Raw genomic sequence first — 21,114 nt, 5'->3', positions numbered from 1 at the left:
CCCGGTCCGACAGCCCATGGCGATCCCCCGCCGCTTCCTGCCTTCGATGTCCCTTCTGACCGCGTTCGAGGCGGCGGCGCGCCACCGGAGCTTTACCGCCGCCGCCGAGGAGCTGGCAATCACCCAAAGCGCGGTGTCGCGCCAGATCCGGCTGCTCGAGGAACAGATCGGGTGCCAGCTTTTCGTGCGCGACAAGCAGACGGTGCGGCTTTCCGAGGCCGGGGCCGCCTATGCGCGCGAGATCGGGGATGCGCTGCGCCGCATCGGGAACGCATCGCTGAACCTGCACGCCAACCCCCATGGCGGCACGCTCAACCTCGCCATCCTGCCCACCTTCGGGACACGATGGCTGGCCCCGCGGCTATCGCGCTTTCTGGACCGGCATCCCGGGATCACGGTCAATCTTTCCACGCGCCTGACCGCATTCGACTTCCGGACCGACCCCTTCGACGCCGCGATCCATTTCGGGGAGGGTCCATGGGCGGGCAGCGAGGGGGTGGAACTGATGGGGGAAACGGTGATGCCCGTCGGCGCGCCCGGGTTCCTTGCCGACCACACGATCACCTCGGCCGCCGATCTCGCGAACATGCCGCTTTTGCACCTTGCGAGCCGGCCCGACCATTGGGAGCGCTGGTTCGCCCGGCAGGGTGTGACGGTCGAACGCCTGCGGGGCATGCTGTTCGACCAGTTCGCCACCGCCGCACAGGCAGCCGGTTCGGGGTTGGGTCTGGCGCTGCTGCCAGAGTTCCTGATCGCGGCCGATCTCGAGCGCGGCGATCTGGTGCCCGCGCTCGATGCGCCCATGGAGAGCCCGGAGCGCTATTTCCTCGTCTGGCCGGCAGGCCACGGGCAGCACGGCCCCCTTGCCCAGTTCCGCGACTGGATCGTGGACGAGGCGCGGACTCGCCAGAGCATATCCAGTTCTGATTGATACAGAACCGGAGCTCCAAGTCCCTGACTTGTCACGTATCCGAACCGGAAAAGTGTTTCCACTTTTCCTGGAAACGCTCCGGCTAAATCCGCCCGGAGATGAAGTGCAGCGCCTGGCTGCCGGCGCGGTAGAACCGGGTGCGCAGGCGGGGGAAGCGTGCCTTGCCGATCGGCGCGGAGGGCAGGATCATGTCCTCGCCATAGGCGATCATCCGGGCCATGGCGCGGCCAAATACGGTGCCCGGCGCGATGCCGCGTCCGTTGAACCCGTTGACCCCGATGGCATTTGGGCCGTAGGCGTGGAATTTGGGCAGGGCATCGCCGGTCATCCCGATCTGGCCGTGCCAGACGTGCTCGAAGGGCGGAATCTCGATGCCGGCGAAGATGTGCTCGAGGCTGCGGCGGGCAAAGGCCTCCTGGGTGCCGCGCGCAAAGCCGTCGAGCGCGCCGACGCTGCCGAAGATCAGCCGGCCTGCGCGGTCCTTGCGCAGCGATGTCATGACGGCCCGCGTATCCCAGCAGCCCTGCCGCTCGGGCAGGATGGTGCCCGCCACATTGCTCGAAAGCGGGGCGGTCGCGACCTGGAAGAAGGGCAGCATGGTCAGTTCCTGGGACTGGGCCGCGAAGGGAAAGCCGCGCTCGAGACCGGTATAGGCGTTGGTGGCGACGATGACCCAGGGCGCGGTGAGCGTGCCCGACGGCGTCCGGAGCGTCCATTTGCCATCGGCATGGTCAGCGCCGGTGACCGGGGTGCTGGTGTGGACCACGGCGCCCAGCTCCAGGGCGGCACGCGCCAGGCCGCGCGCATAGGCCAGCGGCTGGATGGTGCCCGCGCGCCGGTCGAGAAGCGCACCGGCGAAGGCATCCGATCCGATGAGGCGGGCGGCGGCGTCCGGATCGAGCCGGGTGACGGGGGCGCCCAGCGCCTGCCACTGGCGCTCGCGCTGGCCAAGCTCGACATAACCCGATGCGCCCACGGCGAGATGGAGCGTGCCGTTGCGTTCGGCCTCGCAATCGATGGCGTGCCGTTCGATGAGATCGAAGACAGTGGCGGGTCCCTGTCCCAAGGCGGAGATCAATGTCATGCCCCAGCTCTCGCCGAGCGTTTCCATGAGGTCTTCGGGCATCACCCACATGCCGGCATTGACGAGGCCCACATTGCGGCCCGATCCCCCATGGCCGATCTCGCGCGCTTCGAGGACGACCGGACGCAAGCCGGCCTGGGCAAGGTGGAGCGCGGCGGAGAGCCCGGTATAGCCGGCGCCGATGATCGCCACGTCGGCCACCGCGTTGCCCGAGAGCGGTTCGGTGTGCGGCGGGGGCGGGGCGCTGGCCTGCCAGAGATTGCTGTGATGGGTGTCTTTGAGCATCGGCGGGGTCCCTCGGGCGCCCAGAGTGAAAGATTGCGGGGTGGGGCGCAAACGCGGAAAACGCATGACCCCATGCCCGCTTGTTGGACACGGGATGGGGCCGGTGCGATCAGGCGGGAAAGAGGTGCAGCTTGTCGCGGGACAGGGCGAGGTGTACGGCCTCGCCGGGACGGAGGGCGACCTGAAGCTGGGTCTCGAGCTGGACGGGCTCCCCGCCGACCTCGATGGTAAGGAGGCGGGAATTGCCCATCTCCTCGATAAGCTGGAGTTCGCCGGCAAGGGCGCCCCTGCCCGGCTCGGCGAGCGCGATATCGTGGGGGCGGATGCCGATTTGCACCGATGCGTTGGGTGAAAAACCGGGGTGTGGGCCGCCGATCTCGATCAGCGTTTCCCCGATCCGCGCCCGCCCCTCTTCGGCGATCACGCCCTCGAGAATATTCATCGACGGAGAGCCGATGAACTGGGCGACGAAGGGGTTGGCCGGGGTGTTGTAGAGCTCGAGCGGTGTACCGATTTGCTCGACCTTGCCGGCGCGCAGCACGACGATCCGGTCGGCGAGCGTCATGGCCTCGATCTGGTCGTGGGTGACGTAGATCATGGTGGTGCCCAGCCGCTGGTGCAGGCGTTTGATCTCCCCGCGCATGCGCACGCGCAGCGAGGCATCAAGGTTCGAGAGCGGTTCGTCAAAGAGGAACACCGACGGCTCGCGCACCACGGCGCGGCCCATGGCGACGCGCTGGCGCTGGCCGCCCGAGAGCTCGCGCGGCAGCCGCGAGAGATAGGGGGTGAGCCCGAGCATCTCGGCGGCCTCGGACACCCGGCGCTCGATCTCGGGCCGGGGCGTGCCGACCATGCGCAGGGGGAAGCCAATGTTGTGGGCGACGCTCATGTGTGGGTAGAGCGCGTAGTTCTGGAAAACCATGGCGATGTCGCGATCACGCGGGGGAAGCGCGTTGACCACGTCGGTCCCGATGGAGATCGTGCCGCCGGTGATCGTTTCGAGCCCGGCCAGCATGCGCAGCAGGGTGGACTTGCCGCAGCCCGAGGGGCCCACAAAGACAACGAATTCCCCATCCGGGATGGCAATATCCACGTCCCGGAGCACGTCGAGCGCGTCATAGCGCTTGTTGATGGACCTGAAGTCTACGCTTGCCATTGCCTGCCTACCGGATTGAGCCCGACAGCGCTCCGGACACGATCCAGCGCTGCATGACGAAAAACACCACGACCACAGGAAGCGCGAAGACGAGCGCGGCGGCCATCTGAAGTTCCTGGAGCGTGAAATACTCGCCCCGGAACGAGGAAATGCCGTTGGCGGCGGTCCAGAGTTCCTGGGAGTTGACGAGGGTTCGCGAGAAGAGGAAATCGTGCCAGCTCGTCACGAACCCGTAGATGAAGATCGCGGCCAGCCCCGGCATGGCGAGCGGCAGCGCGATATGAACGAACGCGGCGCCATGGGTGCAGCCATCGATGCGGGCGGCGCTTTCGAGGTCGGTAGGGATGGAATCAAAGAACCCCTTGCTCATCCAGGTGGCCAGCGGAACGACGAGCGAGACGTGTCCCACGACCATGCCGTGCATGGTGTCGAGCAGGCCCCAGGCGCGAAACAGCATGTAAAGCGGCACCACGATGCTGGTGGCCGGCATCATCTGGGTGGTGAGCACCGCGATCAGCAGCAGGCCAGCCCCCCGGAACCGCAGCCGGGAGAGCGCATAGCCGCAACTGGTGCCGAAGGCCAGCGAGATGGCCGAGGCGAGGGTCGCCACGAGGATCGAATTCCAGATCCAGCGGGCCATGGGCCGCTCGGTGAAAAGCGTCACGAAGTTTTCGAATGTGGGGCTCGCGGGAAAGAAGGTCATCACCTGACGCCCGAGCCCGGTGGGTGTGAGCGCGATCACGGCCATCCAGTAGACGGGGAACAGCACCACCATGGCCAATCCTACGATGGCGATGGTGCGCAGGGTGACCACGAGCGCGGGCGCGAAGGGCGAGGCGCGGAAGGCCGTCACATCACGTCTCCATGGCCGGTGCGCGGCAGGAGCCGCAGATAGCCCAGAACCAGCATGGCCGAGGCGAGGACCGCGAGGATGCCGAGGGTGGCCGCGTAGCTGAAATCGAGGCTTCGGAAGGCGGTGTTGTAGGTCAGGACCGTCATGGTCTCGGTGGCGCCGGCCGGACCGCCGCCGGTCAAGAGGAAGATGATGGGGAAGGATTTGAAGCCCATGATCATCAAAAGGATGACGATGACCGCGATGATGAAGCGCAGATGGGGCAGCGTGATGTGGCGGAACTGCTGGAAGGCGTTGGCCCGGTCGATTTTCGCGGCTTCGTAGAGCTCCTCGGGGATGGCCTTGAGGCCGGCGAGAAAAAAGATGTAGGCGACGGGAAACTCGTTCCAGACCTGGGCGACGATGAGCGCGCCAAGAGCCGAGCTGCGGTCGACCAGCCAGTTCCGCCCGTCCACGAAGGGCACGAAATCGAGCAGCCGGTTGATGACGCCGAAATTGCCGTCATACATCACGCCCCAGACCAGCGCCGTGACGACTGCGGGCATGGTCCAGGGCAAAAGGAAGGCGATGCGGGCGAGGCCCGAGAAGCGCACGACGCGCCGGGTCAGGAGCGCAGCTGACAGCGCCAGGGCGACCGAGCCGAGAACCGTTCCGGTCATGTAAAGGGCCGAGAGCCCCAGGGCCGCATAGGCCTTGGGATCGGAAACCAGGCGCGCGTAATTGTGCAGGCCGTAGGTGCCGGCGGCAGCGGGGCGGCGCAGCGCGATGGTATCGAAGCTCAAGCGCAAGGCCTCGAGCATGGGCAGGCCGATGACGAACCCCAGCACGAGAAGTGCGGGCACGATCATGATGAAGGGAAACGCCGGGCCGTCGAACAGAACCCGAGTGACGGGAGATCGGCGGGAGGCGGTCTTGGCGGAGGTCATGGGCCGGGCTCGGTCTAGCAAAAGGGCACGGGCGAAGGGCATTTGCCCTCCGCCCGTGCCAGGGAGATGGCGATCAGGAGCAGCAATCGACGAGCTGCTGCTGGGCCGTGGCCAGCGCTTCTTCCGGCGGCACGTTGTCGCGCAGGGTCAGGAGGATGGCATCGACGACGATGGGCCATATCTCGTTGAACTGGTCGGCGTGGCCCGGAATGGCGATGGGATGGGCCGATCCGCTGCTTTCCACATAGGGGATGAGATAGGGCGCGGCCGCGAGTTGCTCGTCATTGAGCGCGTTGACCCCGTAGGGAATGTAGGGGCTGTAGTCGCTGAACTGGGTCTGGAGCTCGTCGCTCGCTGCCATGGCGATGAACTCCCAGGCGGCCTCGGGGTTGTCGCTGTCGGCGTTGATCGCCAGCGCCATGTTCACCCCGCCGGTGGCCGGGCCCTCCCAGGGATGGCTGGCGGTCTTGTAGCAGTCGAAGTTCTCGGGGTTGTTTTCTTCGATGAACGGGAACTGCCACTGCCCATCGATGGTCATGGATGACCCGCCGGTGGCAAACAGCGCCCGCATGTCGGTTTCGCTCATGCCCTGGGGGATGACGCCGGAATCATAGATGGTCTTGAAATAGGTCAGCGCGTCGATCACCGGCTGGCTGTCGAGGGTGAAATTGCCTTCTGCGTCCGAGAACGCCCCGCCATGGGCAAGGGTCAGCATGAGCAGGGTTTCGTAGGTCGGGTCCTCGTTGGCATTGACCATGTTCATCCCGTAACGGGTGACCCGCCCGGAATCATCGGTGACGGTGAGCGCCTCGGCGTATTCCATGACCTCCTCGAGGGTGGTCGGGGGTCCCTCGAGCCCGGCTTCCTCGAAGTGGCAGGAATTGTAGATGAGCTGGAGGGTGCGGCCGGTGATCGGCAGGGCATAGGTCGTGCCCTCGACCGTGAGGCTGTCCCAGCCGCCCGGCACGATGGCGTCCCGCATGTCGGACCCGTCGATCAACTCGTCGAGCGGCAAAACGTAGCCGGCGGCGAGAAGCTCGCCCAGATTGTTGGGATTGACGGTGAGCACGTCGGGCCCGGCGCCGCTGGCGGCCTGGATGAGGAGCTGTTCGTAGTACTGGCCGGCCGAGACGCTGCGCGGCACGACGGTGGCTTCGGCCTCGGTGTTGTATTTCTCGACCAGCAGCTTCCACCAGTCCCCCATGCCGGGCGCGTCGTAGTCAACGACCATGAAGTCGATTTCCTGGGCCTGGGCGGCGAGCGGAAGCGGCGCGATGGCCAGCGCCGCCAGAATGGCGAGTGGTGCCTTGAATTGGTTTTTCATCGATGTTCCCCTTTTCCCCGGACGGGATGGGGGCGCGCCTTGCGTCCCGTCATCCCGAACCTTGCCTTGAGTATCCGGGAGCGGCGGGCCGGCGCTCAAACCGCTTTTTGGAATGATCGGGACACCGCCGGAGCGGTTGGAACCGCGCGCAACACCAGCGCACCCGGCGGGCGCCCCGCCAGGCTCGGGTCAGGCAGAGGACAAGCCCCTGCCCCTCAGGCCGCCCGGATGTGCCGGACGGGCGCGGCCGCTTCGCCGACCAACCAACGGGCCAGCCCAGTCAGCGCCGGATCGCCCACGAGGCGCCCGGGCACGGCGAGATGAAAACCGCGTTCGATCAGATCGGTGCCCTCGAACAGCACGACGAGATCGTGGGACCGCAACTCCCGGGCGACCAGCGCGCGCGGCAGGATCGCGACGCCGTGCCCGGCGAGCGCGGCAGCGGCCACCAGTTCGAACCCCTCGAAGGTGAGCGCGGCGCCCGTGCCCGGCTCGGCGCCCATGCGCGCGAACCAGGCAGGCCAGAGCCCGCTCATGTCGGACTGGGCGAGAAGCCGGGCGCGTGCGAGGTCGGCGGGCGCGGTGAGCCCGAGCCGGTCGCGCAGGGACGGGGTCGCCACCGGAGTCCAGTCGAGGTCGAACAGCGGGCTGACGACCACGTCCTGATCGTGGGGACGGCCGAGATGGATCTGGCAGTCGGGCTCGGGCCCATCGGCGTCGGGACCGGTCACGATGTCGAGGGCAATGTCGGGGTGGGCATCGCGATAGCGGTGCAGGCGCGGCACGAGCCAGCGCGAGGCAAAGGGCAGCGGTGCGGCCAATACGATGCGGTCCCGGCCCCGGGCGCGGGTGCGCAGGGCCTCGGTGGTGACCTCGAGATCCTCGAGCAATTGCCGGATCTGGGCGAGATAGGCCCGCCCCATATCGGTGAGGCAGACCTGATGGCGGGTGCGGGCGAGCAGGGGCACGCCCACGACCTGTTCAAGCTGGCGCACCCGCTTGCTGACCGCGCCCTGAGAGAGGCACAGATCCTCGGCTGCGCGCGAGAAGCTCAGATGGCGAGCCGTCGCCTCGAAGGCGACGAGCCCGGCAACGGATGGTATCGAACGACGGGGCAAATCCATGATTGCGCCTCCGGGGTGACGGCCGGCCTCCTCAACTGCTCGACGTGGTGGAGAATGGCCGGCCGTGGTGCCGGTCCATCAGGTACTTGGCGACGTAGTAATCGATGTGGCTGCCGCCGCCGTTCTTCATCATGGTGATGTCGGTGTCCGACGTCCGGCCTTCGGCCTTGCCCTGGCAGAGCTCGAAGAGGTCGGCGCGCACGTCGTCGATCGTGATGACGCCGCGCTCGAAGGGGCCGAGAAATTCCCCCGAGCGGGTGGTGGTCTGGCGGTGATCGACAAAGACCTTTGCGCGGGTGAGAACGTCGTCATCGGCCTCGCGCATCTGGGGGGTGAACGACCCCACGAGATCGAGGTGAGAGCCGGGCTTGAGCAGCTTGCCCTTGATGTGAGGCTCGTAGGCCATGGTGGCCGAGGAGACGATGTCGGCCTCGGCCAGCGCCTCGTCGAGGTCCGGGGCGATCTGGGCCGTGATGCCCAGACCGGCCAGCTTTTCAACGAGCGCCTCGGCATTGGAGGTGGTGCGGTTCCAGATCCGGACGGTCTGGATCCCCGGGCGGACGGTCAGATGCGACTGGACGAGATAGGGCGCGAGCCCCCCTGCCCCGACCATGAGGAAGGATTTCGCGTCGGGCCGCGAGAGCATTTTCGAGCCGAGCGCGGAATCGGAGGACGTCTTGCGGAAGATCACCGCTTCCCCGTCGATGATCGCCTCGGTAACCCCGGTCCGGCCATCGATGAAGGCGTAGATCGAGTTGACCGTGGAAAGGCCGTGGCGTTCCCTGTTGTTGGGAAACGAGGTCACCATCTTGGCGAGAATGCCTTCGCCCGGCTCCCATGCGGGCAGGATGATGAAGATGTCGGGCTGACCCTGGGGGTTCGGCTCCTGGTAGATCAGCCGGTCGGACTGCCTGGGCATACCGCCCATATGCGCTTTTTCGAGCGCATCGATCAGGCCGGGGAAATCGAGAAGTTCGTGGACGCGCTCAGCATCGACCATCAGCATGGTTGGGTGTCCTTTCAGGTTTTCAGTTCGACGATCGCGTCGATCTCGACGCAGACGCCCAAGGGAAGGCTCGAGACTCCGACGGCGGCGCGGGTATGGCGCCCGGCGTCACCAAAGAGCTCGATCATGAGATTGGAGGCGCCATTGACCACCTGGGGGTGGGCGGTGAACTCGGGCACCGCGCGCACGAAGCCGCCGAGCCGGACGATCCGGGCCACGCGCTCGAAATCACCCTCGAGCGCGGCACCGAGCTGGGCGAGGATCATCAGCGCGCACTGGCGCGCCGCGACCTGGGCGGTCTCGATGGAGACATCGACGCCCACGGTGCCGCAATAGGGGCTGGGAGAGTCGGGCGACCCGGTCGGGGGCAATTGGCCCGAGACAAAGCAGTGCCCCCGCGACACCAGGAAAGGCACATAGCTGCCCTTGGGTGCGGCAACCTGGGGAAGGTTCAGGCCCATTGCCTTGAGGCGAACCTCGATCATCATGAATGTCCTTTGTCGTTAGCAAGAATGGCCACGGCGTCGGGCGCGACGTGCAGGTCGATGGCGCCATCGCCCTCGGGCACGCTGCCGGGCCGGACCTCGAGGGTGAGCGCGGTGCCCGCGGCGGTTTCGCAGCGCAGATGCACGCGCCCGCCAAGGAAGGTCTGGGTGCGGGCACGGGCGGGAAGAACGAGCTCGCCCCGTCCCGGCGCCGGGCCCACGATCACGTCCTCGGGCCGGATGACGAGGGTGACGGCATCGCCCGTCGCAACGGTGCGCCCGCCGGTCACAGCATCTGCCGGCACGCTCCAGTGCAGGCCCTCGACCTCGAGCCTGAGCGCTGCGCCGTCAGTGCCGACCACGCGGCCCGATAGCATGTTGGCGGCGCCCACGAAGCCCGCGACGAAGGCGGTAGCGGGGCGCGCATAGATGGCGCGAGGCGTATCGAGCTGTTCGATCCGGCCATCCTTCATCACCGCCACGAGATCGGACATGGACATGGCCTCGTCCTGGTCGTGGGTGACGAAGACGAAAGTCTTGCCGGTGGTGCGCTGGATGGATTTGAGCTCGTGCTGGAGTTCGAGCCGGAGCTTGAGGTCGAGCGCGCCCAGGGGCTCGTCGAGCAGCAGGGACACCGGATCGGGCGCGAGTGCCCGGGCGAGCGCGACGCGCTGGCGCTGGCCGCCCGAAAGCGCGCCCGGCTCACGGTCGCCGACATCGGGGAGCCGGATGAGTTCGAGCATGGCATCAACGCGCGCCTCGATGTCGGACTTTGTCATGCCCTTCATTTCGCAGCCGAACCCGACATTGCGCCGCACGCTCATGTGCGGGAACAGGGCATAGTCCTGGAACACCATGTTGACCGGCCGGATGTGGGGCGGAAGCGCGGTGACGTCGCGCCCACCCACGATCACCGCGCCGGAGTCCGGGGTGAGAAAGCCGGCGATGGTGCGCAACAGGGTGGACTTGCCGCAGCCCGACGGCCCGAGAAGGGTGATGAAGACACCGCTTTCGATGGTAAGCGAGACATTGTCGATCGCGCGGAATTCTCCGAACGACTTGACGATGTCGCGCACTTCGATGGCGGGGGTGGAGTCAGGCATTCGTGTCGTCTCCTCGTGCCGCGAGGCGGCCTTGGTGTCCCGGCGCGGCGCGCTTGCGGGTAAAGCGCTCCGCATAGAGCCCGAGCACGATGGTCACGAGCAGGACCAGCGTGGAGATCGCCGCGAGGCCGGGGTCGAAACCGAAGCGCAGGCGGGCAAAGAGCAGGACCGGGAAGGTCGGATCGAAGCTGCCAAGGAAGAAGGATCGGGTGAAATCCTCGAACGAGAGCAGCATGCAGAACATGAGGGCGCCAAACAGGGCCGGCGCGAGATAGGGCAAGACCACCCGGAAGAAGACAATGAACTCGTCCGCTCCCAGATCGCGCGCCGCATCGGCGAGATTGGCGCTCATGGAATTGAGCCGGGTGAGCAGCATGACGACGACGAAGGGCACCGAGGACACCGCATGGCCGAAGGCGATGGCCAGAATGCCGGTGTCGATGCCGAAATTGCCGATGAACATGCGCAGCGCGATGGCGCTGACCACGATGGGAATGAAGGCGGGCATGACGATGATGGCGATCAAAACCGCCCGCCAGACACCATCGAAGCGCGCGACCATGAACGCCATGGGCGTCCCGATCCCCAGCCCCATGACGGTCGAGAGCACGGCGACCTGGAGCGAGACCCAGAGCGAGGCCATGATCTCCCGGTCCTCGATGACCGAGCGGTACCAGTCGGTGGTCCAGGACTGGATGGGAAAGGCGACGAAATTGGAATCGCGGAACCCCATGGCGGCCATGACAAAGAGGGGCACGAAGAGCCAGGCCACGAAGAGCCAGAAATAGACCGGAAGGGCGATCCTGCCCAAAAGGCGCATCATGTCCGCCTCCCGGGGCGCTTCTGGAGCACGGCCATGAACACGCCCACATAGGCGAGGGCCACGAAGATCAGGATCATCGAGAACGCGCTGCCCAGGGGCCAGGAATCCCCGGCGCGTCCGAAGATCTGGCCGATGGTCGATGCAAAGAGGGTGTTGGACGGGCCGCCGAGCAGGACCGGCATGGCATAGAGCCCGACCACCAAGAGGAAGACCAGCGTGCAGCCGGTGAGGATGCCGTCGCGCGCCAGCGGCAGGATGATCCGCGTGAACCTTGAAAAGCCCGTGGCGCCCAGATCGGCGGCGGCTTCGAGCAGCCGGTCGTCGATCTTCTCCAGCGCGGAATAGAGCGGCAGAAGCATATAGAGCGAGGTGAGATAGAGCACGCCGATGGTGAGCGAGATGTTGTTGTAGAGCAGCTCGAAGGGCGGGCCCGAATAGCCCAGGAACGAAAAGAAGGAATTGACCGCGCCGCGGTTGGACAACATCAGCATCCAGGCAAACGAGCGGATGATCTCGCTGATCCAGAACGGGGCGATGACCAGCAGCAGCAGCCTCACCCGCCGCATGCGGGGCGCGACCTTGGCGATGTAGTAGGCGACCGGGAACATCACGGCGAGGGTCAGGGCCGTGACCAGCGTGGCGAAGATGAAGGACCGGGCGAAGGCCGAGAGGTAGAGGGGCCGCTCGAAAAAGGCGAAATAGTGCCGGGTGGTGAACTCGGGCGCAGCCCCCTCGGCCAGCGGGTAGGTCTGGTAAAAGCTGATGACGAACATCTGGACGAGCGGCGCGAGGTTGGCCAGCACGATCCAGGCGAGCGGGATGATCGAGATCAACGCCAGCCGCGCCAGTGGCGAGCGCGCCAGCAGCTCGGTGAGCGCCCGGTAGGCGGCAAATCTGCGAGCCCAGATGAAAATGGCGGTCATGGATCGACCCGGTCTTTCACAAATAACATGTCCCGGGCGAGGATCGCCCGGGACGCGATTGGCGCAATCAGGCGGCGCGGATTTCTTCGGCTGCGGTGTCGATCAGATCGAAGATGAACGGCGCGGTCTCCACATCGACCCAGGAGAGGCGGGCACGCTCCTCGGCGCCGAGCGCGAGCACTGCCCGCTCCTCGGGGGTGAGCAGTTCGCCGGTGCCGCTGATCACCGAGGCATACCCTGTCGAGCGCACGATCTCGGCCCCGTTCTCGGGAGAGGACAGCAGGGCGTTGAGGAAGGTGTAAGCGTTGTCCATGTTGGTCGCGTTGCGGGTGATGTTGAACCCGTACGCATAGGCCAGACCGCCCTCCTCGGGGATGGTGTATCCCGCCGGGAAGCCGTCGATGATGAGCTGGGCCGAGGGACCCGAGCCGGCCTGGGCGAGGCTGACGTCGCCATTGACGAACATCTGCTGGATTTCGGTGGCCGCGTCGTAATAGCGGCGCACCTTGTCCTTGTGCTCGATCAGGAAATCACGGGTGGCGTTGACCGCCTCCTGAGCCTGTTCGGGTGCATCCATGTAGGAGGCGGCCGAGCCGTCATAGCCGAGATAGTTCATGGCGATCTGGAAGAAGTCCTGGATCTGGTAGGTGGTCTGGCCGGCGTTGGCGGGGTCGAACATCACGTCCCAGCTCGTGGGCTTGTCGAACTTCTGGGAGTCATAGAGGAGGCCCGTGGACACCACGACCAGCGGCACGCCCCAGCGCTCACCGTTGCGTGAGACCCAGTTGGCCTCGGCGTATTCGGGCTCGATCCGATCCCAAGCGGTCATCTTGTCCATATCGACCGGCTCAAGGAAGCCGGCATCGACGAACTGGTAGAAGCGGTGGCCGGCGCAGCACACGATGTCGGCGCTGTAGTTCCCCTCTTCGGCCGCCATCAGGTTGAACTGCTCGCCCTGGTCGGTGACCATGCGAATGTTGAGCCGGATGCCGGTTTCCTCCTCGAACCTCTGGCGGAAATCATCGGTTATGAATCCCGAATAGGACCAGACGTTGAGTTCTCCCGCCTGGGCGAAGGCGGGCCGGATGATGGCGGGAGCCGCAAGGGCTGCAAGCCCCGTCGCGCCCGCACCGCGCAGTAGCGTGCGCCGGTTGAGATTGACTTTCATTGTTCCACTCCAAGTGAAGGTTGCCGGGGGCTGCTGTTATCGTTCTTGTTGGCGTGCGACAGGCCCGCACCCCTGGTGCCTGTCATCGCATCGAGCGCCTCAGCCAGCGCATCGAGTTCCTGGGTCGTGTTGTAGGCATGGACCGAAGCCCGGACCATGTGGGTCGTGCCGCCGGCGATCAGCGACGAGCGCGTGAGTTGGCAGGCCGACACAGAGGTGTTGATCGAGTGGACCGAGCGCAGCCGCGCCACGATCTCGGGCGCATTGAGCCGGGCGTGGGAGAAGGTCACGATGCCGCTCTTGTCGGAGCCCTGGTCATGGACGGTCACCCCGCCGATCCCCGAGAGCATCCCGCGCAGGTCGCCGGCGAGCGTCTGGATCCTGTCCCACATGGGCGCAATACCGACCTCGCGCGCATAACGGGCCGCGCTGCCCAGCGCGATCTGGCCCGCGATGCCGGCTTCCCAGAGCTCGAACCGGCGGGCATCGGACGCGATCTCGTAGGCATCGACCCCGGTCCAGCTTGCCGAGCGGATGTCGAGCGCGTGGGGCATGAGGCGATCAAGCCAATCGCGGCGGACCCAGAGAAAGCCGGTGCCGCGCGGCCCGCGCATGTATTTGCGCCCGGTGGCCGACAGCATGGTGCAGCCGAGTTCTGCGACGTCGAGCGGCATCTGCCCGGCGGACTGGCACGCGTCGAGGAGAAACGGGATAGTGCGCGCAGCGGCGATCTGGCCGACCTTTTGCGCCGGATTGATCAGCCCGTCATTGGTGGGCATGTGCGAAAGGCAGATCAGGCGCGTGCGCGGTCCGATCATGGCCTCGAGGGCGTCGGTGTCGATGGTGCCGTCTTCGGCATCGGGCACAAGCCTGTGCACGATGCCCTGGCGCTCGCGGGCGTGCAGGAAGCTCACCATGTTGGCGTTGTATTCGGAGCGGGCAGTGAGGACTTCGTCGCCGGGCCGCCAGTCCATGGCATGGAAGACGGCCAGCCAGGCCCGGGTGGCGCTGTCAAGAAAGGCGATCTCGTCGGGATGCCCCCCGATCAGGGCGGCCACGTCGACGTAGAAGCGCTCGATGGCGTCGGCGGCCTCGACCGCGGCCTCGTAGCCGCCGATGCGGCTCTCGAGGTCGATGTGCCCCTTGAGCGCGTCGAGCACCGGGGATGGCATCAGCGACGCCCCGGCGTTGTTGAGGTGGATGACGCCGCCTGCGCAGCCGGGCGTGTTGGCCCGCAAGGCCCGAATATCGAGGTCCATAAGCCTGCTTGTTGATTCTGCTGCGCTTTCACTGGAAAGCGCCAGCCTTTTCCTTGTGAGTGAAGCTCGCAAGAGCCCCCGCTCACCGTGTGACATGGGTAGACTGACACCAAATAATGCGGCACGAAAGGGTGATAAGATTCATTGTCAGTATGAATTGAGCTCATGTCTCTTCGCCGTCATATTCCCTCCGCAAGCGCGCTGATGGCCTTCGAGGCGGCGGCGCGGCTGGGCTCGTTTTCGCGTGCGGCGGACGAACTCAACATCACCCAGCCGGCGGTCAGCCATGCCATCGCGGCGCTTGAGCGTCATCTGGGCCAGAAGCTGTTCATCCGGTCCGGACCACGTCTGGTCCTGACCGAGAACGGGGAGAAGCTCGGGCGGGTCACCACGCGCTCGTTCGGGGCGATCCAGGAGGTGTTCGAGGACATCGAGGGGCGCGACCCCACCCGGGAAACGGTGATGCTCTCGATTTCCTCTGGCATGGCCACCCATTGGCTGATGCCGCGTTACGATCGCTTCCGGGACCATTTTCCTCAGGTCGACCTGCAGTTCCAGCTCATCCCGGGCAGCGTTGGCGGGCCGCTCTACAATTGCGATCTGGGGCTTCGGGTAGCCTCTGGCGGGGATTCGGCCGAGCTGGGGGGCTGGTTCGCGCCCGAACGCATTCTGGCGGTGTGCGCGCCGGCCTATCTGGCGGAGTTCGGCAAGTTCGAAAGCCCGCACCGCCCCCAGACGCTGATCGCGCTGCCCGATCACTGGTTCGGGTGGTCCGAGTTTGCCCACCAAGCTCAGTGCCGGCTGGCGCCGGACGCAGACAGGCTCTCGTTCTCGGACTATTCGGTGTGCGTGCAGGCCGCCCTGAGCGGACAGGGGCTGGCGCTGGGGTGGACCTCGGTGACCTCAAGGCTGATCGCAGACCGGCTGCTGGTGCCGGCGAGCGATACGGTGGTGGTGACCGGGCGCAGCTACCATTTCGTGACCTCGAGCCAGAGGGCGACCCGTCCGATCGTGCAGGCGGTGCGCGAATGGCTGATCGGCGAGATGCACAATGACGAGGCGGAGCTGGCGGAGCTGCTCGGCTGAGGCCGGCTATTCCCACAAGTGGGCCGGGGCGGAAGAGAATTCGGTTGGCCCGCCAGAGCACCCGCCCGACAATGGCGGGAAAACCACCATCCGGAAGGTCTCCCATGAAAGTCAGTTCCGCCCGCGTTCATGTGGTGCCCTGCGGCAACCGCCGTGCCGTCATCGTCGAGCTGGAAACCGATGCCGGGCTGACGGGGCTGGGAGAAGCCGGGATTGCCTATGGCGCGGGAACCACCGCAGCCGCAGAGCTGGTTGGGGAAATGATCGAGCGGTTCGCGATGGGCCAGGATGCGAGCCGGATCGAGCGCATCTGGAACACGATCTATGACACGGCCTTCTGGACCAAGGGCGGCGGCGCCATCACGTTTGCGGCGCTCAGCGCCATTGAGCATGCGCTCTGGGACATCAAGGGCAAGGATCTGGGCGCACCGGTCCACGCGCTGATGGGCGGGCCGGTCGACGATGCCGTGCCGGTCTATGCCAATGGCTGGTGGATCGGGTGCGACGACGCAAAAAGCTATGGGCAGGCAGCAGCGCGCACCGCGGCGCGGGGTTTTGGCGCGCTCAAGCTCTATCCGCTCGGGATGGCCGACCCGGTGACCATCGTTAAGCATCCGGTGCGCCGCGCGCTCGACCCTGCCGCCCAGCGGCTGGTGGTGGACAGGTGCACGGCGATCCGCGATGCGGTCGGGCCCGACGTTGCGATCCTGCTCGATTTCGGCGGCGGGTTGAGCCACCACCAGCTCATGGCGATCCTCGATGCGATCGCGCCCCTCGATATCGGGTTCGTCGAGGAGCCGGTGGACCCTGCCCTTCCAGACGCCATGGCGCGGGTGGCCGCCGGCACCTCGATCCCCATCGCGGCCGGGGAGCGCACCTATACGCGATACGGGTTCCACGCACTGTTTTCCGCGGGGGCGATCAGCATCGCACAGCCGGACGTGTGCAACACGGGCGGGCTGATGGAGACGAAAAAGATCGCGGCGATGGCTGAAGCCTACAATCTGCGCGTGGCGCCGCACAATTACGGCAGCCCGCTGGCCACCGCCATCTCGCTGCAGGCCTGCGCGGCGATTTCGAACCCCCTGATCCTCGAAATCTTCCCCGATTTCGACAAGGAGCCGGGCTATCGGCCGGTGATCGAAGAGCCCTTCGAGGCCAAGATCGTCGATGGCAAGCTGGCCTATCCCACGGGTCCGGGCCTGGGGGTAACCGTGGATCGCAAGTCGCTCGAAGACACGCTCTGGCGCTCGATCTGAGCTGGTTCAGATCAGGCCGTACTGGCGGGCCTTCATCTTGAGAAAGCCCAGTCCGTCGGTGAGGACCTCCTCGCGCGAAGGCGCGACGTCGCGCCAGACCGAGAGCGCGGATGCGATCTGGGACGGCACCGTGATGAAGCTCTCCATGGCCATGCCGCCCTTGAACCCGATGGCCGCCAGCGCGCCGAACACCTCGTCCCACTGGATGGTGTCCATGCCCGGAGTTCCGCGGTCGGATGCAGAGAGGTGGATATAGCGCAGGTGTTCACGGGCGCGCAGGATGCCGTTGGCCAAGCCCTTTTCCTCGATGTTCATATGGTAGGTATCGAGGTGCACGAAGATGTTTTCCGCCCCTACGCGCTCGCACATTCGCACCGCCTGATCGGCGGTGTTGATCAGGTGGTTCTCGTAGCGATTGACCGCCTCCAGCCCAAAATCCATGCCCCTCGCGCGCGCATAGGCGGCGGCCTTTTCGACAACCCGGGCCGTCGCATCATATTCGGTCTCGGTCGGGCGCTCGCCCGTGCGCTGTCCAATGCCGCCGTAAAGCACGCCGCTCATGGCGCGGGCACCCATGGCGGACGACACATCGAGCGCCGATTTAAGGAAGTCCAGCGCGGCTTGGGGATCATTGGTGGGCAGCTTATCGAGCGGAAGGCCAAGGGACGTCACGCAGGCGACATTGCTTGCCTCGAGCTGTGCGCGGGTGTGAGCCGCGTCGACGGCCTGGGGATCAAGCATGGTGATCTCGAGAAAATCTATGTCGTATTTCACGGCCTCGAGAATGGCGAACTCGGCCGCCGCGCGGTTCCATTCCATAGCCCACATGGCCGTGTGCACGCCAAAGCCCCTGATGCTCATCGCTCGTTCCTTCCGCCCATCGATTTACCGGACCCATTCGCGCATCCATGATTGCGCAATGCCGGCCCGGAGGTTTAACGGTTCGCCCACCGTGCGCAAGAGTGATGGGCGATGGTATGACATTTGACATCGATTTGGAGGAGATGACCGACAAGCTGGCCGAACTTGCCAGCGGCAGGGTGCGTTCGTTGGTGGCGCTGGCCGGGCCGCCGGCAGCGGGGAAGACCTATATCGCCGGGGCGCTCCATCGCGCAATCGAGGCGCGGCATCCGGAGCGGTCGGCGGTGCTGGGGCTCGATGGATATCACTACGACGACCGGGCACTCGAAGCGCGGGGCACGCTGGCGCGCAAGGGAGCGCCGTTCACCTTCGACGTGGACGGGTTCACTGCCATGCTCGACAGGCTGGCCGCCGACAGTGGGCGCGCGGTGGCGGTACCAGTGTTCGACCGGACGCTCGAGATTGCCCGGGCGGGGGCCGCCGAGATCGGGCCGGCGGTGCGGGTGATCCTCGTGGAGGGCAATTATCTGCTGCTCGATGACCCGGACTGGCGCCATCTCGCCGCCCGCTTTGCGATGACCGTGGCCATCCATGCGCCCGAGCCGGTGCTGGTCGACCGGCTGAGCGCGCGCTGGGCCGAGCACGATCCGGAGCACGGCGCCGAGCGGCTGGCGCGCAACGATCTGCCCAACATGCGTCTGGTGCTGGGCGCCAGCCAGGAGGCCGATTTCCGGCTGACCAACGGCTGAGCCCCTCCCGCTGCGGCAGTCGGTCTCGTGTGGCCAAATGCGCTCTGGCGCGGGCGGGCCGGGGTGTGTCAGTCTCTGGCCCGGAGGATGGCCCACCACGCACACCGAGCGAGGATCCGATGGACTACGGCCTGACCGCAGAGATGCTGGCGCGAATCCAGTTCGCGTTCACCGTCTCGTTTCACTTCATCTTCCCCGCCTTTTCGATCGGGACCGCGAGCTATCTCGCGGTGCTGAACGGACTGTGGTTGTGGAAGCGCGATCCGGCCTATCTCAAGCTCTTTGAATACTGGAAGACCATCTTCGCGGTGACGTTCGGGATGGGCGTGGTCTCGGGCATCGTGATGAGCTACCAGTTCGGCACCAACTGGTCGGTGTTTTCCGAACGCGCCGGGGCGGTGATCGGGCCGCTGATGGGCTATGAAATTCTCACCGCGTTTTTCCTGGAAGCTGGGTTCCTCGGGATCATGCTGTTCGGACGCAAGCGGGTCGGGGATACGCTGCACATGGTCGCGGTGGTGGTGGTGGCGATCGGCACGCTGATCTCGGCCACCTGGATCCTCTCGGTCAATTCCTGGATGCACACGCCCGCGGGCTACGGGATCGACGCGAACGGCAATTTTGTGCCCGAGGACTGGTGGGCGATCGTCTTCAACCCGTCCTTCCCCTATCGCCTCGTGCACACCGTGCTCGCCGCGTTCCTGACCACCGCCTTCGTGGTGGGGGCCGTGGGCGCCTTTCACCTCTTGCGCGACAGAACCAACCGGCAGGCGCAGATCATGTTCTCGATGGCCATGTGGATGGCCGCGATCGTGACGCCGATGCAAATCTTTGCGGGCGACATGCACGGGCTGAACACGCTCGAGCACCAGCCGGCCAAGATCGCCGCCATGGAAGGTCATTTCGAGAGCCATCCGGATGGCGCGCCGCTGATTCTGTTCGGCATTCCCAACGAGGCCGAGCAGCGGATAGAATACGGCATCGAAATTCCCAAGCTCTCCTCGCTGATCCTCAAGCACGATCTCAACGCGCCGCTCGAGGGGCTGGACGCCTTCCCCGAGGACGAACGCCCGCCGGTGATGATCCCGTTCTTTGCCTTCCGGATCATGGTGGGGATCGGGTTCCTGATGCTGGGGGTGGGCGTGTGGTCGCTCTGGGCGCGTTACCGCAAGACGCTCTATACCAACGGGCTTTTGCACCGGGCAGCGCTGGTCATGGGGCCTTCGGGGTTCGTGGCGGTGCTGGCGGGCTGGTTCACGACCGAGGTGGGGCGCCAGCCTTTCACCGTCTATGGGCTGATGCGAACGTCCGAGAGCCTTTCGCCGGTGGATGCACCCGCAGTGGGCGCCTCACTCACCGCATTCGTCGTTGTCTATTTCCTCGTCTTCGGAGCGGGGGTGTTCTATTTGCTGCGCCTGATGAAACGCACGCCGATGGTCGATGACGATCACGAGCTGGACAAGGGCCCCCACCGGGCCGCGGGCATCAACCCCGGCCCTGCCCAGGAAGACACCATTCGTGCGGGAGCGAGCAGCCATGGCCATTGATCTGCCTACGGTCTGGGCCGGCATCATCGCCTTTTCGGTGCTGGCCTATGTGGTTCTGGACGGGTTCGACCTGGGCGTAGGGATCCTGTTCCCGTTCTTTCCCCATAGGGGCGACCGGGACCTGATGACCAATTCGATCGCCCCGGTCTGGGACGGGAACGAAACCTGGCTTGTGATGGGCGGCGGCGGGCTGCTGGCCGCCTTTCCGGTGGTCTATGGCACGGTGCTCTCCGCGCTTTACATGCCCATCATCCTGATGCTGCTGGGGCTGGTGTTCCGGGGCGTGGCGTTCGAGTTCCGCTGGCGCACGATCCGCGGATCGATCTGGTGGGATGTGGGGTTCTGGCTGGGCTCGACCGTCGCGGCCTTCTGCCAGGGTATCGCATTGGGAGCCCTCGTGCAGGGCATCACGATCGTGGACCGGTCCTATGCGGGCGGCTGGTGGGACTGGCTGACGCCCTTCACCATCCTGACGGGGCTGGCCGTCGTCATCGGCTATGCGCTGCTGGGGGCGACATGGCTGAACCTCAAGACCACCGGCTCACTCCAGGCGCGTGCCAGAACGCTTTCGATGATCACCGGAGCGGGTACGCTGGGGCTGATCGGGATCGTCTCGCTCTGGAGCCCCTTCATCAACGCCAGTTATTTCGAGCGCTGGTTCGCCTTCCCGGCGGCCTATTATTCGGCCTTCGTGCCGCTGATGCTGGCGGGGTGCGCCTTTGCTCTCTGGCAGGGGCTGACCGCAGACAAGCACCTGCAGCCCTTCCTCGCCGCGCTGGGGCTGTTCGTGATCAGCTTTGTCGGGATCGGGATCAGCTTTTACCCCTATATCGTGCCCACCGCGCTCACCATCGAGGAAGCGGCGGCGCCCGATTCCAGCCTGCAGTTCCTGCTCGTGGGGGCCGTGGTGCTGATCCCGGTCATTCTCGCCTACACCGGGTATGCCTATTGGGTGTTCCGCGGAAAGATGGATCCCGAAGAGGGATACCACTGATGGCACGCGGCAAACTGGCATCGCAACTGGCGTGGTTCGTGGGCCTGTGGGTGCTCGGCGTGGCGACGATCACACTGGTAGGCTTTGTCATCCGGCTCTGGATCGCCCCCTGAGCGCATCGAGGGGCGGCGGCGTGTTGTGGGCGGGTGTGTTTTGGTTTTGCGTCCG

20 protein-coding genes are annotated in these 21,114 nt (G+C 65.9%); 6 read left to right on the top strand and 14 right to left on the bottom strand.

What is annotated here, in order from left to right; all coding sequences use genetic code 11:
* Positions 1-16 precede the first annotated feature (16 nt).
* On the top strand, positions 17-931 hold the full coding sequence (locus EO136_RS16295; protein WP_127145855.1) for a LysR family transcriptional regulator: 915 nt from the start codon (positions 17-19) through the stop codon (positions 929-931).
* 82 nt (positions 932-1,013) lie between these two features.
* Here EO136_RS16295 and EO136_RS16290 read toward each other — a convergent pair whose 3' ends face one another.
* The 13 genes from EO136_RS16290 to EO136_RS16230 all read right to left on the bottom strand — a co-directional run bounded on the left by EO136_RS16290 (position 1,014) and on the right by EO136_RS16230 (position 14,450).
* On the bottom strand, positions 1,014-2,300 hold the full coding sequence (locus tag EO136_RS16290) for an NAD(P)/FAD-dependent oxidoreductase (RefSeq protein ID WP_127145447.1): 1,287 nt from the start codon (positions 2,298-2,300) through the stop codon (positions 1,014-1,016).
* A 109-nt stretch (positions 2,301-2,409) separates the two neighbouring features.
* On the bottom strand, positions 2,410-3,456 hold the full coding sequence (locus tag EO136_RS16285) for an ABC transporter ATP-binding protein (protein WP_127145446.1): 1,047 nt from the start codon (positions 3,454-3,456) through the stop codon (positions 2,410-2,412).
* Positions 3,457-3,463: 7 nt separating this feature from the next.
* Positions 3,464-4,309, bottom strand: coding sequence for a carbohydrate ABC transporter permease (locus EO136_RS16280; RefSeq protein ID WP_246018427.1), 846 nt, complete (start codon positions 4,307-4,309; stop codon positions 3,464-3,466).
* Entirely contained in the window at positions 4,306-5,235 is a 930-nt protein-coding gene (locus EO136_RS16275; protein WP_127145445.1) for a carbohydrate ABC transporter permease, read from the bottom strand. The genes EO136_RS16280 and EO136_RS16275 overlap by 4 nt, the downstream gene beginning before the upstream one ends.
* Before the next feature lie 73 nt (positions 5,236-5,308).
* Entirely contained in the window at positions 5,309-6,559 is a 1,251-nt protein-coding gene (locus tag EO136_RS16270; protein ID WP_127145444.1) for an ABC transporter substrate-binding protein, read from the bottom strand.
* A gap of 215 nt (positions 6,560-6,774) precedes the next feature.
* A complete protein-coding gene (locus tag EO136_RS16265; protein WP_127145443.1) occupies positions 6,775-7,683 on the bottom strand; it encodes a LysR substrate-binding domain-containing protein in 909 nt (302 codons plus the stop codon).
* Positions 7,684-7,714: 31 nt separating this feature from the next.
* The gene (locus EO136_RS16260; RefSeq protein ID WP_127145442.1) at positions 7,715-8,689 is read right to left on the bottom strand and encodes an ornithine cyclodeaminase; all 975 of its coding nucleotides are present in this window, start codon (positions 8,687-8,689) and stop codon (positions 7,715-7,717) included.
* A gap of 14 nt (positions 8,690-8,703) precedes the next feature.
* Positions 8,704-9,174 (bottom strand): RidA family protein, encoded by a 471-nt coding sequence (locus EO136_RS16255; protein ID WP_246018426.1) that lies wholly within the window; start codon positions 9,172-9,174, stop codon positions 8,704-8,706.
* Entirely contained in the window at positions 9,174-10,277 is a 1,104-nt protein-coding gene (locus tag EO136_RS16250) for an ABC transporter ATP-binding protein (protein WP_127145440.1), read from the bottom strand. Before EO136_RS16250 ends, EO136_RS16255 begins: the two co-directional genes overlap by 1 nt.
* Positions 10,270-11,100 (bottom strand): ABC transporter permease, encoded by an 831-nt coding sequence (locus EO136_RS16245; protein WP_127145439.1) that lies wholly within the window; start codon positions 11,098-11,100, stop codon positions 10,270-10,272. Before EO136_RS16245 ends, EO136_RS16250 begins: the two co-directional genes overlap by 8 nt.
* Complete coding sequence (locus EO136_RS16240) at positions 11,097-12,023, bottom strand: ABC transporter permease (protein ID WP_127145438.1); 927 nt, start codon at positions 12,021-12,023, stop codon at positions 11,097-11,099. The genes EO136_RS16245 and EO136_RS16240 overlap by 4 nt, the downstream gene beginning before the upstream one ends.
* Positions 12,024-12,090: 67 nt before the next feature.
* Entirely contained in the window at positions 12,091-13,191 is a 1,101-nt protein-coding gene (locus EO136_RS16235; RefSeq protein WP_127145437.1) for an ABC transporter substrate-binding protein, read from the bottom strand.
* Positions 13,188-14,450 (bottom strand): aminotransferase class V-fold PLP-dependent enzyme, encoded by a 1,263-nt coding sequence (locus EO136_RS16230; protein WP_127145436.1) that lies wholly within the window; start codon positions 14,448-14,450, stop codon positions 13,188-13,190. The genes EO136_RS16235 and EO136_RS16230 overlap by 4 nt, the downstream gene beginning before the upstream one ends.
* 165 nt (positions 14,451-14,615) lie before the next feature.
* Between EO136_RS16230 and EO136_RS16225 the strand changes: the two genes are divergently transcribed.
* The gene (locus tag EO136_RS16225; protein ID WP_127145435.1) at positions 14,616-15,536 is read left to right on the top strand and encodes a LysR family transcriptional regulator; all 921 of its coding nucleotides are present in this window, start codon (positions 14,616-14,618) and stop codon (positions 15,534-15,536) included.
* 104 nt (positions 15,537-15,640) lie between these two features.
* Positions 15,641-16,795, top strand: coding sequence for a mandelate racemase/muconate lactonizing enzyme family protein (locus EO136_RS16220; RefSeq protein ID WP_127145434.1), 1,155 nt, complete (start codon positions 15,641-15,643; stop codon positions 16,793-16,795).
* A 6-nt stretch (positions 16,796-16,801) separates the two neighbouring features.
* Here the strand turns inward: EO136_RS16220 and EO136_RS16215 are convergent, their stop codons facing one another.
* Complete coding sequence (locus EO136_RS16215; RefSeq protein ID WP_206513358.1) at positions 16,802-17,656, bottom strand: sugar phosphate isomerase/epimerase family protein; 855 nt, start codon at positions 17,654-17,656, stop codon at positions 16,802-16,804.
* Positions 17,657-17,772: 116 nt separating this feature from the next.
* Here EO136_RS16215 and EO136_RS16210 point away from each other — a divergent pair, with 116 nt between their 5' ends.
* The 3 genes from EO136_RS16210 to cydB all read left to right on the top strand — a co-directional run bounded on the left by EO136_RS16210 (position 17,773) and on the right by cydB (position 20,946).
* Positions 17,773-18,405 (top strand): nucleoside/nucleotide kinase family protein, encoded by a 633-nt coding sequence (locus EO136_RS16210; RefSeq protein ID WP_127145433.1) that lies wholly within the window; start codon positions 17,773-17,775, stop codon positions 18,403-18,405.
* A 119-nt stretch (positions 18,406-18,524) separates the two neighbouring features.
* Complete coding sequence (locus EO136_RS16205) at positions 18,525-19,952, top strand: cytochrome ubiquinol oxidase subunit I (protein ID WP_127145432.1); 1,428 nt, start codon at positions 18,525-18,527, stop codon at positions 19,950-19,952.
* Positions 19,942-20,946, top strand: coding sequence for a cytochrome d ubiquinol oxidase subunit II (gene cydB / locus EO136_RS16200; RefSeq protein ID WP_127145431.1), 1,005 nt, complete (start codon positions 19,942-19,944; stop codon positions 20,944-20,946). Before EO136_RS16205 ends, cydB begins: the two co-directional genes overlap by 11 nt.
* The last annotated feature ends 168 nt before the right edge of the window (positions 20,947-21,114 follow it).

It is taken from the genome of Pelagibacterium montanilacus (genome assembly GCF_003992665.1).
In the GTDB taxonomy this organism is placed as follows: domain Bacteria; phylum Pseudomonadota; class Alphaproteobacteria; order Rhizobiales; family Devosiaceae; genus Pelagibacterium; species Pelagibacterium montanilacus.
The sequence above is the reverse complement of the archived record's forward strand: the minus strand, read 5'-3'. Positions and strand labels throughout refer to the sequence as shown.